This is a genomic window from Streptomyces sp. NPDC056128, assembly GCF_042263835.1.
In the GTDB taxonomy this organism is placed as follows: Bacteria; Actinomycetota; Actinomycetes; order Streptomycetales; family Streptomycetaceae; genus Streptomyces.
The window spans coordinates 59,658-76,144 of record NZ_JBHJVQ010000035.1 but is presented as its reverse complement, the minus strand read 5'-3'; the positions used below and the strand labels follow the sequence as shown (position 1 = coordinate 76,144).

Below are 16,487 nucleotides of genomic sequence, written 5' to 3'. Positions count from 1 at the left end.
GCCCGGAGATCTCCGGGCGCCCCCACCGTCGTACCGCCCGATCGTCAGCGCGCGGGGTCGCCGCGCCGCGCCGACAGCAGGTCCTCCAGCTGCTCCTCGCGGGCCTGCGCCGCGACGAACAGCAGCTCGTCGCCCGCCTCCAGCGAGTCCTCCCCCGACGGGGTCAGCACCCGGGTGCCGCGGATGATGGTCACCAGCGAGGTGTCCTCGGGCCACTCGACGTCACCGACCTGGATCCCGGCCAGGGCCGACTCCTCCGGCAGCGTCAGCTCGACCAGGTTGGCGTCGCCGTGGCTGAAGCGCAGCAGCCGGACCAGATCGCCGACGCTCACCGCCTCCTCCACCAGGGCCGACATCAGACGCGGGGTGGAGACGGCGACGTCCACGCCCCAGGACTCGTTGAACAGCCACTCGTTCTTCGGGTTGTTGACCCGGGCGACGACGCGCGGAACGCCGTACTCCGTCTTGGCCAGCAGGGAGACGACCAGGTTGACCTTGTCGTCGCCGGTCGCGGCGATGACGACGTTGCAGCGCTGCAGGGCCGCCTCGTCCAGGGACGTGATCTCGCACGCGTCGGCGAGCAGCCACTCCGCCATCGGGACGCGCTCGACCGAGATCGCGGTCGGCGCCTTGTCGATGAGCAGGACCTCGTGGCCGTTCTCCAGCAGCTCGCCCGCGATCGAACGGCCGACCGCGCCGGCTCCGGCAATGGCGACCCTCATCAGTGACCGCCCTCCTCTTCGGGACCCTTGGCGAACGCCGCCTCGACCTTGTCGACCTCGTCGGTGCGCATCATCACGTGCACCAGGTCACCCTCCTGCAGCACGGTCTGCGAGGAGGGCAGGATCGCCTCCCCGAGCCGGGTGAGGAAGGCGACCCGCACGCCCGTCTCCTCCTGGAGCCGGCTGATCTTGTGGCCGACCCAGGACGGGGACGTGTGCACCTCGGCGAGCTGGACCCCGCCGGTGGGGTCGCGCCACAGCGGCTCGGCGCCCGAGGGGAGCAGCCGGCGCAGCATCTGGTCGGCCGTCCAGCGGACCGTGGCCACCGTGGGAATGCCCAGGCGCTGGTAGACCTCGGCGCGGCGGGGGTCGTAGATGCGGGCGGCGACGTTCTCCACGCCGAACATCTCGCGCGCCACGCGGGCGGCGATGATGTTCGAGTTGTCCCCGCTGGAGACGGCCGCGAAGGCACCCGCGTCCTCGATGCCCGCCTCGCGCAGGGTGTCCTGGTCGAAGCCGATGCCGGTGACCCGGCGGCCACCGAACGAGGAACCGAGACGTCGGAAGGCGGTGGGGTCCCGGTCGATCACGGCGACCGTGTGCCCCTGCTGTTCCAGGGTCTGGGCGAGGGCGGAGCCCACGCGCCCGCAGCCCATGATGACAATGTGCACGGCTCTACACCACTCTTCTTCCGAGCCCTCTGACGTAGGCGTACGTCCCGCTCATTTTCCTCTTTCGGCTCGACGGGCAAACATCCGCGGCACCTGCTGAGGGCCGCAGGGCACCATCATGCCGGTCCACCGCGGCCGGACCCCGCCGGGGTGGGCGCGGCCCCCGCCCGCGTCGCGCCGTACACCGTTCGAGATTCGTTGAATCGGAGAGCTCCGCGCCTCAACACATTGATGGCACGAGGGCGTTCGGCCGGGCCCCTGTTGAGGCCGGAATCCGATCGTTCGGTGGATGACGGGTCGGGGGGCACTTGCCACGATGGACCCCGGCAAGACAGCGGTTCGAGGACCGTTCGAAAGCCAATCGACACAGGCGCCACCCGTCCGCTCACGGGTGGCGTGGCAGGCGGTCCGACCGACCGGCAACATCGGGGGATATGTGGAAATCAACATATTGGGGCCCGTATCGATCAACACGCTGCACAGCGGCGGCGGGATCCGGGCCGGCAAGGTCCGCACGCTGGTGGCGACGCTCGCGATCGACGCGGGCCGCGCCGTCTCGCTCGCGGACCTGGCAGACGAACTGTGGGGCGCGAACCCGCCCGACAATGTCCTCAACGCCCTCCAGGCGCACGCCGCGCGGGCGCGGAAACTGATCAACGAGCGCGCCTGTCCCGACCTCGTCGGCGGCGTTCTGCGCTCCGTGCTCGGCGGCTACCTGCTGGAGATCGACCCGCAGTGTGTGGACGGCAACAGGTTCCTGCGGCTCGCCTCGCAGGGCGCGGCCCTGCTGCCCTCCGACCCCGCCCGTGCCGTGGAACCGCTGGAGGCGGGCCTGCGGCTGTGGCGCGGTCCCGCCCTGATCGACGCGGGCGAGGGCCGGCGCTGCCGGGGCGCCGTCGCCCTGTTCGAGGAGCGCCGGCTCACGGTCCTGGAGGACCTGCTGAGCGCGATGCTCCTGCTGGGCGGCGAGTCCAAGGCCATCGCGATGCTGAGGCAACTGGTGGCGCAGTACCCGCTGCGCGAGCGGTTCTGCGAGCTGCTGATGGTCGGCCTCTACCGCGTGGGACGCCAGGGTGACGCCCTGGAGTCGTACCGTCTGGCGCGGAAGCAGCTCGACGAGGAACTCGGCGTCCAGCCGGGTACGCCGCTGCGCCGGCGGCATGCCGAGATCCTCGCGCAGGACCCGGTGCTGAAGCTGCCGTCCGCGCTGTGGCGCGAGCCCTACTCCCCGGCCGACACCAGCCTGCTCACCGCGTGACCGGCCCCGCCGGCTCCATCGCCAACAGGGACGAGAAGTTGCCAGACAAGCGCTCAGCGGCGGTGCCGGGCCCCACGGAACCGATCGCCATCGTCGGAATGTCGGCCCTCTATCCCGGCGCCCTGGGACTCGCCGAGCTGTGGCGGCTCCTGCTCGCCGGCCCACCGCCGCCCGGCGCGGCCCCGGAGCCCGCGCCGCGCGGCCTCGGCGACATCGAGGTCGACGTCGCCCGGTTCGGCATCCCGCCGGCCCAGGCCGCCTCCATGGCCCGCCTGCAGCTGCTCATGGTGGAGGCGGCCCGCCAGTGCCTCGACGACGCCGGAGCGGCCGACCGCCGCCTGCCGGACCGTACCGACGTCGTCGTCGGCACCTGCCTCGGGCTCGACCGGCAGTACGCCAACGCGCTGCGCGTGGACGGCGCCCGGTACGCCCGTGATCTCGCGGCGGTCCTCGCGACCGGGCCGTGGCCCGGCACCGACGCGCGCGAGGCCGCGCGGGAGCTCGACGGCGTGCTGGCACGCCGGCTCGGTGCCTCACCGCACGACCGGGTCGGGGAGATGGCCAGCACGATCCCGGCGCGCATCGCGTCCGCCTTCAAGCTGCGCGGGCGCACCCTGGCCGTGGAGTCGGCGGACGCGACGTCGTACTGGGCACTCGCGCACGCGGTGGACAGCCTGCGCGCCGGGCTGACCGACGCCGCGCTGGTCGTGGTGGGGCAGCGCACCGAGGGCCGCTTCGCGCGGCGGGCGCTGGCGGCCAAGGGGCTGACGGCGCGGCCGGGGGAGGCCCCGGACGGGAGCGGCGACGGTTCCGTGCTCGCCGAAGGGCTCGGCGCGCTGCTGCTGAAGCGCCGGTCGAGCGCGGAACGCGACGGCGACCGCGTCTACGCGGACATCCTCGACTGCGCCCTGAGGCACGAGGCGCGGCACGGGACCTTCCGCTACTCGCTGTCGGCAGCGCACCGCCGGGAGGCGGCCGAGGCGGCGCACCGTGCCGCGGGCGTCGCGGCGGGGTCGGTGCGGTTCGTCGAGTGCGCCGGGTACGGCACGGCCGCCGTGGGCGGCGCCGAGCGGGACGCCCTCGCCGGCCTGCACGCCGGTGCGCCGCCGGGCTCGGTGGCGCTCGGCAATGTGCGCGACCGGCTGGGCCACACCTTCGCCAACGCCGGTCTGGCTGGCGTCACGAAGGTGGCACTGGCCCTGCACCACGGCACCGTGCCCCCGCTGCGGACCGGAGCCGACGCCGGTCCCGCGGACCACCCGGCGGACGCTCCGTTCCGCGCACCCCGCACGGCCGAGCCCTGGGAGCCCGCCACGGACGGCACGCCCCGCCGGGCGGCGGTGATGGGCGCGTCCCTGACCGGAACGGTCTGCCACCTCCTCCTCCAGGAACACGTGCCCGACGCGGGGAGCACGGCCGCCGGTTCGCCGAGGCGGCCGGGAGCGGGCGGGGTGGCCGCCGGGGCGCCCGGTCGTGCCGGGGCGGAGCCGATCGCGATCGTCGGGTTCGGTGGCCGCTTCGCCGACTCGCCCGACGCGGAGGCCTTCTGGCGGACCATGCTCTCCGGCCGGGACCGCATCGGACCGCTGCCGCCGGAGCTGTTCGACCGGGATCTCTACCACGCCCCGGGAGCACTGGCCCGCGGCCGCAGCTACACCGACCTGGGCGCACCGGTCCCGGTGCCGTCGGCGCCCCCGGCCGGACTGCGCATCCCGCCCCACCGGTACGCGGCCATGGACGCGGCCCAGCGCCTCGGACTCGACGTGGCCACCGAGATGTTCGCCCGCTACGGGAAGCCCTCACGATCACTCGCCGGCGTCGGCACGGTCGCCGTCGGCAGCAACCTCGGCCTCTCCCGGGAGCGCCGGCTGCACAACGGGCTGTGTCTCGACGACCTCGAGGCCGACGTGCGCTCCCTGACCGCCCTCGACGCGCTGTCCCCGGACGACGTCGAGGCGCTGACCAAGCTGGTGCGGGACCGCTTCGGGGAGCCGGGGCCCGTCGACCTGCCGACCGCGTGGGACGGCTGCGTCGCCAGCGGCATCGCGGCACTCGTCGGCAACGAACACGGCCTGGACGCCGTACCGGTGGCGGTCGAGGCCGCGTGTGCCTCCTCGCTGGCCGCCCTCGACGTCGCCGTGAGCCGGCTGCGTTCCGGCGGCGCGGACTACGCCGTCGCCGGAGGCGTGGAACTGCCGTGCAACCCGCGGGACATGGTGCTGTGCTCCGCGCTGGGGCTGCTCTCGCACAGCAGGATCACCCCGTTCGACGTGGACGCCGACGGCTTCACTCCGGGCGACGGCTGCGCGCTGTTCCTGCTCAAGCGGCTGGCGGACGCGCGACGCGACGGCGATCCGGTGTTCGGCGTGCTCCGCGCGCTCGGCGCGTCCAACGACGCGAAGTCCCTGATCGCCCCGGACGCCGACGGCCAGGCGCTGGCCGTGCGGCAGGCGTTCGCGCAGGTCGACTTCGGCCCGGACGAGGTGGACTACCTGGAGGCGCACGGCACCGGTACCCGGCTGGGCGACCGGGTGGAGATCGCCGCGGCCGCCCAGGTGTACGGCACGGGCCGGCGCTCGGCGCCCCTGTACGTCGGATCCGCCAAGTCCTTCCTCGGCCACACCTTCGCGGCGGCCGGTGCCGCCGGACTCCTGCGCACCCTCCAGGCGTTGCGGCTGACGACCCTGCCGCCCAGCGTCAACCTGCGCGTCCTCAGCCCGGACCTCGCCCTCGACGCCGTCCCCGCCCGGGTGGCCACCGAGGCCGCGCCGTGGCCCGCGGCGGAGGGCCGCCCGCGCCGCGCGGCGGTGAGCGCGTTCGGGACCGGCGGCATCAATTACCACCTGTTGATCGAGGAAGGCACGGACGGAACGCGATGAACTTCGACTTCGACGCCGAGACCGAGGAAATGCGCGACATGGTCGTCCGGTTCGCCCGGCGCGAGCTGGACTCCGCGGGCCGCTTCGCCGACGCCGCGGACTTCCGGCGGCGCTGGCGGCTGGCCGGCGAACAGGGCCTGGTGGGCACCGTCGTACCGGTCGAGTACGGCGGCAGCGGCCTGGACGCGGTGGCCGCGGCCGCCACGATGGAGGCCCTGGGGTACGGCTGCGCGGACACCGGCTTCGCCTTCTCGGTCGCCGCGCACCTGTTCGCCGCCGTCATGCCCATCGTCGAGTTCGGCACCGGGAAGCAGCGGAACGAGTGGCTGCCGGCCCTGAGTTCCGGTGAGCGGATCGCCGCCCACGCCATCACCGAGGCCGACGCCGGGTCGGACGCGCTGCGGCTGCGGACGCGCGCCCGTCGCGTCGACGGCGGCCATGTGCTCAGCGGCACCAAGTGCTTCATCACCAACGCCCCGGTGGCCGACGTGTTCGTGGTGCAGGCCGCCACCGACCCGGAGGGCGGCTTCTTCGGACTGACCACGTTCCTGGTCGACGCGTCCACCGAGGGACTCACGGTGGGGCGCCCGCACGACAAGGTGGGGCTGCGCGGCTCGCCGACGGCCGACGTCCACTTCGACGACTGCGTCGTTCCGGCGGGCGCGGTCCTGGGGGAGGAGGGGTCGGGGGCGACCATCTTCTCCTCGTCGATGAAGTGGGAGCGCACCTGTCTCTTCGCGGCCTACCTCGGAGCGATGCGCCGGGTGCTGGAGTCCACGGTGGACCACGCGAGGGAGCGCGAGCAGTTCGGCGCCCCCATCGGCGGGTTCCAGGCGGTCAGTCACCGCATCGTCGACATGCTGGGGCGCTACGAGGCCGCCCGGCTGCTGCTCTACCGTGCGGCGCGGGCGCTGGCCGACGGCACCGCGGACGAGATCGGACCGGCCCTCGCGAAGATCGCGGTGAGCGAGGCGGCCGTACAACTCGGTCTGGACGCCGTGCAGTTGCGGGGCGCGATGGGAGTGATGGACGGGACGGCCGAGACCCTGCTGCGGGACGCGCTGCCCGCCCGGATCTTCTCCGGCACCAACGAGATCCAGAAGAACAACATCGCGCGGGCGCTGGGCCTGGGTGCCCGCCGCCCCGCCGGGCGTCGCTGACGCCGGACCCAGGGAGACCGACCATGGACGTCATCATCCACCGCATTCGCCTGCACGACGGGGTCGACCCCGCCCGGTTCGAGACCTGGGTCCGGGAGGTCGACTACGCCACCTGCCCCCGGTTGCCCAGCGTGCGCGCCTTCGGCGTGCAGCGGGTGACGACCGAACAGGCCGCCGCATTCCATTACTTCGAGGTCATCACCGTGAGCGGACTGGACGAATTCTCCAGGGACATGAAAACGGAGGCATTTCAGGGCCTCGTCGCCGCGTTCGACTCGATGGCGTCGGTGGTCGACGAGACGAGCGGGGAACGCATAGAACCCGGGTACACGGCATTGCCCTGAACTCCGGCCGCGGCGCGCCGGAGGGCGGCCGGGTCCGTACGGAGGATGAAGCCGTACGGACCCGGCTGCGCTCTCACCGGCCCGGGGCGCCTGTCTGGGGGCAGGTTCCCAGGAGTCCGGACTCGTAGGCGATGGCGACGGCCTGTGCCCGGGTCGCCGCACCCAGTTTGCGCAGGAGGTGATGGACGTGGGACCTGACGGTCGTGCACGAGACGGACAGTGCCTCGGCCATCTCGGTGTTGGTCTTTCCCCGGGTCAGTAGGGTCAGTACCTCTTTTTCCCGAGGGGTCAGTTCGGGTCGTAAGCTCTTCGGCACGTTATTGTGCCAATACTGCGTCAGCACCTCCCGCGCCTCGGCCGGGGCGATGATCGCATTCACCTCGGTGATGGTCTTGATGACGTGCACCAACTCTTCGACCGAGGTTTCCGCCGACAATACCGCCCGTACTCCGACGCGCAGTACCTCGAATGCCCGGTGGGTGTTCTCGGGTTTGGCCAGCAGAACGACTTTGCTCAGCCGCGCGAGTTCCGTCACCTTGTCCAGCTCGTCCATGGTCACCAGTGGGGCCACGGCGATCAGAACGTCCGGCCCGGTCTCGGCCGCGGCGTTGAGGGCGCTCCGGAGCGTGGTCTCGACCTGCACCTTCAGGTTGTGCCGCTCCAGCAGTGCACGCATTCCCTCGCCCATGATGACGCGGTCGCAGCACACCAGAATACGAGTCGTCATACGTGAGCTTTCGGCCGGCGAGAGTACGGGACGTATGGTTCGACGCCGACGATGACCGATCGGTGTCGAAACCCTTTCTTAGAGATTCCCCCGATAAGCGTCATGCGGCCAAACTTAGCACGCCTGTGCGCACTGCGAGGGTGGCTTGAGACGTCCAAGTCGACTGCGGGATAGGGCGCGGCTTCGCCTTCATGAACCGCTCGCCGAGATTCTTGCGAATGCAACTAGTTCCGTGCTGTGGGCATCAGATCGCCACGTGCGCGGCGGCGCTCGCGCGCCGGTGGGAGCGTGGCGCGGGCCGGCCGGCCACGCCGACCCGGCTCACGAAGAAGGTCCGGCCGGGCAGGCGGAGTTCCGCCGCCAGGCGGTTTCTCAGATCGTCGTGCTGGAGGACGACGCTGATCGGGTGGAGGGACAGCCCGGACCGCGTCGCCCGCCACCAGTAGTCGGCCAGCCGTGCCCCGCCCCGCAGCAGGTCCGCGCGTCCGGCGGTCTCGTCGGCGAAGCCCATCGTCACCACGGCGGGGGTGCGGCGCACGACGTTCGCGAGCCCCGCGGCCAGCACCCGGTGATACCCGGCCCGGCCCAGGAGGTTCATCGTCGTGGGGGCCAGCGCGCAGCGCATCGCCGCACGGCGCGGCCCCGACAGCGGTCCGAAGAGCTGGTCGAGCGTGAAGCCGTCCCCCCGCGCCGCCGCCGACTCGGTGCTCCAGCGCAGGAACGAATGGGTCTCCCGCCAGGCCCTCCGGTGCCCGAAGTCCCGCCCCGCGTGCCGGGCCACGAACGACGCGAAGGCGCCCAGCTCCTGAGGGTTCGTCAGGTGTCGTACATGCAGGGGACGCGGGTGCGGCTCCGCCTCGGACGGGCCCGCGTCCTCCAGGTCCCGCAGCAGGTCGGCCGCCAGGGGCTCCGGCCGGTAGGGGCCCCGATGGGTACGCCGGGCCAGGCCGGTCTCGCGCAGGTCGTCCAGGCGTTCACCGGACGGCCGCCCGGGGCGCAGCGCCGCCACGCACAGCGGGGTCCACGACGCGGGCCACTCCGCGCCGAATCCGGAGCCGTCGTCGGCCTCCACGACGTGTGCCGCAACAGCGGACCAGCCCTGGGCCGCGAGTCCGCGCAGCAGCAGCCGCCAGTAGACACCGCAACTGACCTCCATCTCCACGGCGTGCGCGGCCAGAGCCGTCAGTTCACGGCGCCGGTCCAGGGCCAGGACCAGGTACTCGGCCGTGTCCGCGCCCGTCAGGGCCGCCGCGGTTCGGCGCGCTCCGGGTGTGGTGGCGCGGGCGAGGCCCCACGGCTGGCAGTTGTGCGAGGAGGGGCTCAGCGCCGCCGGGCCCGCGGCCGCGTCGAGGGCCTGCGCGAACGCGGGGGCCGAGGCGATGACGCGGTCCGTGCCGCGCTCCGTCATGGGAATCTCCTCTTCTGGTGTCCGGGCGGCCCGGTCGCCGTGTTCAGCGCCCCACGAGCGCCAGGTAGTGTCCGTGCACCTCACCGGCCCACCCCGTCGGCCGGTGCACCTCGGCGGCGGGGGCGTGCCGCAGCAGTCCGCCGCCGGGGCGCCAGGTGAAGTGGCCGTCGGGGTGCCAGCCGGTGAGCGCCACCTCGCGGGCGTCGACGCGCAGCCCGAAGCCGTAGTACTTGAGCACGGCCTCCTTGCACGTCCAGCGCAGCGCCGGCGGCATCGTCGCCAGCCGCCGGGCGTCCGGTGCCGACGCCCGCGGATCGCATTCCCGGGCGAGCACCCCGGACAGCGTCGGTGGCATGGGCCGGTCGTGTTCCAGGTCGACCCCGATCGCGTGCGGTCCGCACACGGCGACCGCGAAGTCCCCCGAGTGCGTCAGCCCCACCTCGACCGGCGCGTCCACCACCGGCTTGCCGGCCTGGATGCCCCCGACCACGGTGTGCACCTCGATCGCGCGGGGCTCCCGCGTACGGCCCCAGTGCCGTCCGGCGTGGGCGCTGACCGCGTGCTTGAGGGCGAGCCGCCCGGCCAGCCACTCGTGGCGCCTGCGGGGTGCGCGCAGGTCGGCGGCGAGCACCGTCTCGGCGGCCGTCAGGTGCCGCGACCGGAGCGCGGCGAGGGCCGCGGGGGTCTGGGCGTGCAGCCAGCGGATGGACACCACGGCGAGGGTCAGCCGCCGGGCCGCCGGCGTCAGGTGCGTGACGCGCAGGGGACGGGACGCGTCGAGCACCACCTGGCCGGCGAGGGCCACCGGCGGCGACGCCGGACCGGCCGCCGGACGTGCGGCCGCCTCAACGCTCGACACGGTGGGGGAGCAGAAAGGGGTAGGGGCGGCGCAGGACCTTGCGGTGGACGAAGCGGTCCGCCCTGCGCAGCCGCTGGATCAGCTCCCACATCCGGGCGTCGTCACGGTAGTAGCCCGCGATCTCGTCGCTGGTGAGCGGCTGTTCCAGGCGGGCGTTGGCCCGCTCGACGAAGCGCGGGACGAGATGGCTCAGACGCTCCTTGTGGAGGTTGCCGAGGAAGTCGAGGACCACCCCGCGCGGCTCGTAGAACTTGTCGAAGATGGACTTCGTCATCGCCACCCGGACCACGTCGCGCAGCAGCCAGGGCAGCGAGGTGAAGAACAGGGGCACGTCGAGGCGTTCGCGTTCGCGGTCGCCGCGCAGGAGCGGGGTCGTCACGTCCAGGTAGATCAACTCGCCGTCGAGATCGATCCAGTTGGACGCCTGCCCGTCGATGCCCAGCCGCCCCTTGACGGCCGTCTCGACGTGGTCCAGGAACCGCTCGAAGAACCACTCGCACCACGCGTCGTCGGCCGTGTGCAGCAGCCGGGAGCACAACCGGTCCGCGGGCAGCTCCTCCTGGACGCAGTAGGCGACGGCCCGGCCGCCGGGCAGCGGCCGGTGCCACATGCGGGTCTCGGCGACGCGGATGCCGCCCTTGTCGAGGCGGTTGAGGTACTCGTCGACCAGGGCGGCGTGCCGGTCGAGCCGTTCCTGGGTGGGGAAGACCGGCAGGCGCTTGCAGGCGAACGTGCCCAGGGCGGTCTCCAGCCGCAGGACCAGGGTCACCTCTCCGTAGCCGAGGACGGTGAGGGAGGTGTCGTCGGTGGTCCTGAGCGCCTGCGTGACCTGGTCCTCCAGGGCGTCGATCTCGACGGCGGGGACGGCGAGGGTCATGGGTGTGTCACCGGGCTTCCGGGGTCGGGTCCGTCGGGGCGGCGGCGGTCGCGCGGCCCGACGCGTGGTACCGGTGGAGGAGGTGGATGGCGGCGGCGAAGAACGCGGCGTCCAGCACCAGGATCTGGGGGACGCTGCTGACCAGGATCACCACGAACAGCACGAGCATCAGCAACTGGCCGTAGAGGGCGGCGATCACGAGGGCCCGGCGGTTCCACAGCAGGGCCAGCCCCGCCGCGACCATCGCCAGGGCGACGAACCACATCACCCCCGTGGGGTGGCGGGCCAGCCAGTCGACGGGGTCGGAGATCACCGTTCCCCGGTTGGCTTCCGAGGCGTCGTCGAGCCGGCCTTCCACCGACTCGAGCTGCGGGAAGAACTTGCCTATCCCCGCGAGGATGTAGAGCGCGCCGACGACGCGCTGGAGGATCAGGGTTCGTCCGGTCACGTGACAGCTTCTTCCGGAGGTCGACGGGGTCAGGGGGATGCGAAGACCAGGACGGCGTTCTGGCCGCCGAAGCCGAAGGAGTTGCTCATCGCCAGCTCCACCTTCTGCTCCCGTGGCTTGCCGGCGACCACGTCCAGGTCGACCACCGGGTCCAGCCGCCCGAGGTTCGCGGTCGGCGGGACGGTGGACCGCTCGACGGTCAGCACGGTCAGCGCCGCCTCGATCGCACCGGCGGCGCCCAGCGTGTGGCCGAGGACGCCCTTGGCCGAGGTGACGGTCGCTCCGTCGCCCAGGAGCCGGCGCAGTACCGCGGCCTCCACCGCGTCGTTGAGAGGGGTCGACGTGCCGTGCGCGTTCACGTGGTCGACATCGCCGCCGCCGACGCCCGCCTGGGCGAGCGCGGCCTCCATCGCGCGCCGCGCGCCCGCGCCCTCGGGGTCTGGCGCGGTGACGTGGTGGGCGTCCGCCGACGCGCCGTGGCCCACCAGCCGGGCGTGGACCGCGGCACCGCGCGCCTCGGCGTCCGCCGTCCGTTCCAGTACGAGCATGCCGCTGCCCTCACCGATCACGAAGCCGTCCCGGTCGGCGTCGAAGGGCCGGGAGGCCGCCGACGGGTCCGCCACGCGCCGGGACAGGGCGCCCATCTGCGCGAAGCCCGTGACCATCAACGGGCTGACCCCGGCCTCGCTGCCGCCGGCGACGACGACGTCACACGTGCCGTCGTGCAGCAGCCGGGCCGCGGTGCCGATGGCGGTGGAGCCCGAGGCGCAGGCGGTCGCCGTCACCAGGTTGGGGCCCAGCGCGCGCAGGTCCATCGCCAGGTGCCCGGCCGCCATGTTGGGCACCAGCATCGGCACCAGCAGCGCGGAGACCGCTTCGGGACCGCGCTCCAGCAACCGCCGGTGCTGTGTCTCCCACGTCGACACGCCGCCCAGACCACAGCCGACGACCACGCCCACCCGGGCGCCGTCCCAGGTCCGCGGATCGAGCCCGGAGCCGGCGACGGCCTCGCGGGCGGCGACGATCGCCAACTGCACGAAGCGGTCGTGCATCAGGACGCTGCGCCGGTCCACGTGCCGGGCCGGTTCCAGTCCCGGCACGGCGCAGGCGATGTCCACGGGGAGCCCCGCGAGCCGTTCGTCCCTGGCGCCCGCCGAGTCCCCCCGCACCACCCCCTCCCAGGTGGCGTCGACGCCGATGCCGGCCGCCGTCACCAGACCGAGGCCGGTCACGGCCAGGGAGCGGTCGGTCATGACGCCGTGGCCGCTATCTCGCTGTCGACCAGCTCCACCGCGTGGGAGAGGGTGTCCGTCGGGACCGCGGCGTCCTCGCTGATCTTCACTCCGAACTCGGACTGGATGACGAGGAGCAGTTCCACGAGGAACAGCGAGTCCATCTCCAGTTCCTCGAAGGTCACGTCGGGCCGGATCGCCGTGCGGTCCACCGCGAAACCGTCGACCAGCAGATCAACGAGCTTGTCGTAGGTGGTGCTCATCAGTGTGGTCCGCCTTTCCTAGGTGGATCGGTCGCCGACCGCCGCCGCGCACCGTCGGTCGGTCGGTGACTGGGACGGTGCGGCGACGAAGCGACGCTGCGGCAAGTCTGGTGCGGCGCGCTGACGGATCGCTGACGGATCGCTGACCCCCCGGCGCGGTCCCGGCCGGGCGGGAGCCGCGGTCAGTCATCCGTCAGCGCCCGGTCAGGGGCCACGGCCAGACTCGGGACGGCCGGGGTGCCCGGGTGTCCATCCCCGCACCCGACGGCCGGCAAACCGTCCAGCACGCGAGGAGCACACACGTGGATTCCCCTCTCCACCGCCGTACGCACCGGCAGGCCGCCGACCGGCGCCGCTCCGTGAGCGGTGCCCGATGACCCGGGCGTCCGTGGTCGCCGGGATCGGCGGCTGCCTTCCTTCCCGGTGCGTCACCAACGGCGAGCTGGAACGGACCATGGACACCTCGGACGCCTGGATCCGGGCCCGTACGGGCATCGCGCAGCGCTACGTCGCCGAGGACGGCACGAACACCTCCGACCTGGCCGTGGGCGCCGCCGAGCGGGCCCTGAAGTCCGCGCGCCTCACCCCGGACGCGATCGACGCGGTCATCGTGGCCACCACCACCCCGGACCGGCCCTGCCCGGCGACCGCGCCGACGGTGGCGGCCCGGCTGGGGACCGGCCCCGTCACGGCCTTCGACGTGTCCGCGGTGTGCTCCGGGTTCCTCTACGGACTCGGCACGGCATCCGGTCTGATCGCCTCCGGCACCGCGGACCGGGTCCTCGTCATCGGTGCCGAGACGTTCTCCCGCATCCTCAACCCCGAGGACCGCTCCACCTCGGTGATCTTCGGCGACGGTGCCGGCGCCGTCGTCCTGCGCGCCGGCGACCCGGAGGAGACCGGCGCCCTCGGCCCGCTCCGGCTGGGCAGTGACGGCCACGGCGTGGACCTGATCACCGTGCCGTCCGGCGGCCCGCCGCGGCCGGGCGCGACCGCCGCCGCCGACCCCGCCGACCGCTACTTCACCATGCAGGGCAAGAAGGTCTTCTGGCTCGCCGTCCAGCGCATGGGCGAGTGCGCGGAGACCGTGCTCGACCGGGCGGGCTGGCGGGTGGCGGACGTGGACTGGCTGGTCAGCCACCAGGCCAACCACCGCATCACCGCACGACTGGCCGACGAGATCGGCATCCCCCGTGAACGCAGCGTCAGCAACATCGCCGAGGTGGGCAACACCGCGGCCGCCTCCATACCCCTCGCGCTCGATCACGCGCACGCACGGGGCACCCTCAGGCCCGGCGACCGGGTGCTGCTCACCGCGTTCGGCGGCGGCCTCACCTGGGGTGCCGCCGCCCTGACCTGGCCCGCCATCGATCCGGTCTGAGGGCTGCGGACCGGTCCCGGACGCCGCGCCGGGCCGTGTGCAGACGACCGATGACCCAAGGACGACCATGACTTCTCGGAAACTGATCACCGACTACATCGCAGACGCCTGGATGGACGGCGACGCCGAAGGCCTGGAGCCGGACACCCCCATCGCGGAACTCAACATCATCGACTCCGCCGCCGTCTTCGACCTCGTCCACTACCTCCAGAGCGAATTCCGCGTCACGGTGCCCCTGCGGGAGGTCACCCCGCGGAACTTCAGGTCCGTCAACGCGATCTGCGCCCTGGTCGACCGCCTCCGGCAGAACGAGGGGGGCAGCGCGGCATGACGTACGACGTGAACGGAGACCCGGACTCCGCGCGGATCGGCGAACGCGTCGTGGACGTCATCGCCTCCCGCACCTTGTACGACGAGAGCTACCTGCGTCCGGAGAGCCACTTCGAGGCCGATCTCGGCATCGACTCGGTCATCATGGAGTCCATCCTCGTCTCCGTCCGGGAGCACTTCGCCCTCCCCACCGCCCTGCCCGCGGGCCTGTCGACCGTCGGCGAGCTGATCGACGCGGTGGCCGCCGCGCTCGCCGCCCCGGTCACCGACCCCGTCACCGAGGCCGTCGTGGTCGCCGCCATGCGGCAGACCCAGTACGAACGGCATCAACTCGCCCTCGACGCCGACCTGGAGGGCGAGCTGGGCATCGACTCGGTCGTCCTCACCTCCATCGTCGCCGAGGCCACCGAGCGGCTCGGCCTCACCGGACCGGCGGCCAGCGGCGCCGGTGCCGGCTCCACGACCCTGCGGGCCCTCGTCGAGGCGCTGTCCGGTGCCCGCGTCGCCGCCGCTGCGGACCCGGACGCCCGGCCGCCGGCCCCGAGCACGGCCGCGACCCCGCGCACGGCCGCGACCACGACCCCGACCGCGGCGCCGGAACCCGGCCGGGACGCCTGGGACGACCGCTCCATGAAGGACTTCACCGAGCAGCGCGACCCCGACCTGTTCGCCAAGACCCGCAGCTTCGCCGGCTACCTGCGCGCGCGGGAGAAGGACCGCCTGTACTGGTACGGCATGCCGCTGCACTCGCGGTGCGGGAACCGCGCCGTCGTCTTCGACGAACTGGAGGGACGCAAACGCGAGTTCCTCATGTTCGCCTCCAACAACTACCTGGGCCTCGCCAACCATCCGCGCGTCGTCGAGGCCGTCTGCGACGCCACCCGGACCTACGGCGCCACCCACACCGGCTCCCGGTTCATCGGCGGCACCAACATGCTGCACAAGGAACTGGAGCGCCGGCTGGCGGCCTTCAAGCAGCGGCCCGCCTGCATCGTCTATCCCGGCGGCTACTCGGCGAACCTCGGTGCCATCTCCGCCCTCGTCAAGAGCTACGACACCCTCGTCGTCGACCGCCTCAACCACATGAGCATCGTCGACGGCGCCCGGCTCTCCGGCGCCGTCCGCAAGATCTACCGGCACAACGACATGGCCGACCTGGAGCGGATCCTCAGCCGCAGCGCCGCGGAGGGGACCGGAGGCAGGCTCGTCGTCGCGGACGGGGTCTTCAGCATGCACGGCGACGTGTGCGACCTGCCTGAAATCGTCCGGCTGGCCAAGGCCTACGACGCCCGCGTGATGATCGACGACGCCCACGCCACCGGCGTCCTCGGCGTGCGCGGCTCCGGCACCGCCGAGCACTTCGGTCTCAAGGGCGAGGTCGACCTGGAGCTGGGCACCATGAGCAAGACCCTCGCCGGCATGGGCGGGTTCGTGGTCGGCGAGGAGGAGGTCGTCGAGTACCTGCGCTACTACTCCAACTCCTACGTCTTCGCCGCGAACATCCCCGCCGGTGTGGCTGCCGGACTGATCGCCTCACTCGACGTCATCGAGTCCGAGCCGGAGCGCCTCAAGCGGCTGTGGACCAACATCGGCACCCTGCGCGGCCGGCTGCTGGAGGCCGGATTCGACCTGGAGCAGTCCGAGAGCGCGATCCTGCCCCTCGTCATCGGCGACGAACGCCGGGCGATGGAGATGGGCCGGGCCGTACGCGCCCGCGGTCTGTTCTGCCAGACCGTGGTCTACCCCGGCGTCCCCCTCGGCGACGCCCGGCTGCGGGTGAGCGTCACCTGCGAACACACCCCGCGGGACCTGGAGCTGGCCGCCGAGATCTTCGTCGACGCCGCCCGTGAGACCGGCGTGCTGCCGGCCGCCGGGTAGCGGCCGCCGCCCCGCACACGTCCGGGCCCCCGTCCCGGCAGTCCCCTCCT

16 protein-coding genes are annotated in these 16,487 nt (G+C 72.9%); 7 read left to right on the top strand and 9 right to left on the bottom strand.

Going from position 1 to position 16,487, the window contains the following annotated elements; genetic code table 11:
- Positions 1–44: 44 nt before the first annotated feature.
- Both ACFC1X_RS36025 and ACFC1X_RS36020 read right to left on the bottom strand, forming a co-directional pair.
- The gene (locus tag ACFC1X_RS36025) at positions 45–722 is read right to left on the bottom strand and encodes a TrkA family potassium uptake protein (RefSeq protein WP_114529492.1); all 678 of its coding nucleotides are present in this window, start codon (positions 720–722) and stop codon (positions 45–47) included.
- Positions 722–1,393, bottom strand: coding sequence for a TrkA family potassium uptake protein (locus tag ACFC1X_RS36020; RefSeq protein WP_064730243.1), 672 nt, complete (start codon positions 1,391–1,393; stop codon positions 722–724). The genes ACFC1X_RS36025 and ACFC1X_RS36020 overlap by 1 nt, the downstream gene beginning before the upstream one ends.
- Before the next feature lie 436 nt (positions 1,394–1,829).
- Between ACFC1X_RS36020 and ACFC1X_RS36015 the strand changes: the two genes are divergently transcribed.
- Genes ACFC1X_RS36015 through ACFC1X_RS36000 form a run of 4 tightly spaced genes read left to right on the top strand, consistent with a single transcriptional unit; the run spans position 1,830 to position 7,034 of the window.
- On the top strand, positions 1,830–2,651 hold the full coding sequence (locus ACFC1X_RS36015; protein WP_376362464.1) for a BTAD domain-containing putative transcriptional regulator: 822 nt from the start codon (positions 1,830–1,832) through the stop codon (positions 2,649–2,651).
- A complete protein-coding gene (locus tag ACFC1X_RS36010) occupies positions 2,648–5,530 on the top strand; it encodes a polyketide synthase (protein ID WP_376362461.1) in 2,883 nt (960 codons plus the stop codon). Before ACFC1X_RS36015 ends, ACFC1X_RS36010 begins: the two co-directional genes overlap by 4 nt.
- Entirely contained in the window at positions 5,527–6,690 is a 1,164-nt protein-coding gene (redW, locus tag ACFC1X_RS36005; RefSeq protein ID WP_376362460.1) for an L-prolyl-[peptidyl-carrier protein] dehydrogenase, read from the top strand. Before ACFC1X_RS36010 ends, redW begins: the two co-directional genes overlap by 4 nt.
- Before the next feature lie 23 nt (positions 6,691–6,713).
- Positions 6,714–7,034, top strand: a complete 321-nt coding sequence (locus ACFC1X_RS36000; RefSeq protein WP_376362457.1) for a RedY protein — start codon at positions 6,714–6,716, stop codon at positions 7,032–7,034.
- Between the two features lie 73 nt (positions 7,035–7,107).
- Here ACFC1X_RS36000 and ACFC1X_RS35995 read toward each other — a convergent pair whose 3' ends face one another.
- From ACFC1X_RS35995 to ACFC1X_RS35965, 7 genes are all read right to left on the bottom strand, one after another.
- The gene (locus tag ACFC1X_RS35995) at positions 7,108–7,761 is read right to left on the bottom strand and encodes a LuxR C-terminal-related transcriptional regulator (RefSeq protein WP_376362454.1); all 654 of its coding nucleotides are present in this window, start codon (positions 7,759–7,761) and stop codon (positions 7,108–7,110) included.
- A 244-nt stretch (positions 7,762–8,005) separates the two neighbouring features.
- Complete coding sequence (locus ACFC1X_RS35990; protein ID WP_376362451.1) at positions 8,006–9,169, bottom strand: RedV protein; 1,164 nt, start codon at positions 9,167–9,169, stop codon at positions 8,006–8,008.
- A gap of 43 nt (positions 9,170–9,212) precedes the next feature.
- Positions 9,213–10,028 carry a 4'-phosphopantetheinyl transferase family protein gene (locus ACFC1X_RS35985; protein ID WP_376362448.1) on the bottom strand — a complete coding sequence of 272 codons (816 nt, stop codon included), beginning with the start codon at positions 10,026–10,028 and terminating at the stop codon, positions 9,213–9,215.
- On the bottom strand, positions 10,015–10,905 hold the full coding sequence (locus ACFC1X_RS35980) for a DUF6206 family protein (RefSeq protein ID WP_376362446.1): 891 nt from the start codon (positions 10,903–10,905) through the stop codon (positions 10,015–10,017). The genes ACFC1X_RS35985 and ACFC1X_RS35980 overlap by 14 nt, the downstream gene beginning before the upstream one ends.
- Before the next feature lie 7 nt (positions 10,906–10,912).
- Complete coding sequence (locus ACFC1X_RS35975) at positions 10,913–11,353, bottom strand: DUF6041 domain-containing protein (protein WP_376362444.1); 441 nt, start codon at positions 11,351–11,353, stop codon at positions 10,913–10,915.
- A 29-nt stretch (positions 11,354–11,382) separates the two neighbouring features.
- The gene (locus ACFC1X_RS35970) at positions 11,383–12,606 is read right to left on the bottom strand and encodes a beta-ketoacyl-[acyl-carrier-protein] synthase family protein (RefSeq protein ID WP_376362441.1); all 1,224 of its coding nucleotides are present in this window, start codon (positions 12,604–12,606) and stop codon (positions 11,383–11,385) included.
- Complete coding sequence (locus ACFC1X_RS35965) at positions 12,603–12,848, bottom strand: acyl carrier protein (protein WP_376362438.1); 246 nt, start codon at positions 12,846–12,848, stop codon at positions 12,603–12,605. The genes ACFC1X_RS35970 and ACFC1X_RS35965 overlap by 4 nt, the downstream gene beginning before the upstream one ends.
- A gap of 373 nt (positions 12,849–13,221) precedes the next feature.
- On the opposite strand from ACFC1X_RS35965, the gene ACFC1X_RS35960 reads away from it, so the two are divergent.
- The 3 genes from ACFC1X_RS35960 to ACFC1X_RS35950 all read left to right on the top strand — a co-directional run bounded on the left by ACFC1X_RS35960 (position 13,222) and on the right by ACFC1X_RS35950 (position 16,437).
- The gene (locus tag ACFC1X_RS35960) at positions 13,222–14,229 is read left to right on the top strand and encodes a beta-ketoacyl-ACP synthase III (protein WP_376362436.1); all 1,008 of its coding nucleotides are present in this window, start codon (positions 13,222–13,224) and stop codon (positions 14,227–14,229) included.
- Between the two features lie 67 nt (positions 14,230–14,296).
- Positions 14,297–14,560 carry an acyl carrier protein gene (locus ACFC1X_RS35955; RefSeq protein ID WP_376362433.1) on the top strand — a complete coding sequence of 88 codons (264 nt, stop codon included), beginning with the start codon at positions 14,297–14,299 and terminating at the stop codon, positions 14,558–14,560.
- Positions 14,557–16,437 carry an aminotransferase class I/II-fold pyridoxal phosphate-dependent enzyme gene (locus ACFC1X_RS35950; protein ID WP_376362430.1) on the top strand — a complete coding sequence of 627 codons (1,881 nt, stop codon included), beginning with the start codon at positions 14,557–14,559 and terminating at the stop codon, positions 16,435–16,437. The genes ACFC1X_RS35955 and ACFC1X_RS35950 overlap by 4 nt, the downstream gene beginning before the upstream one ends.
- Positions 16,438–16,487: the final 50 nt, after the last annotated feature.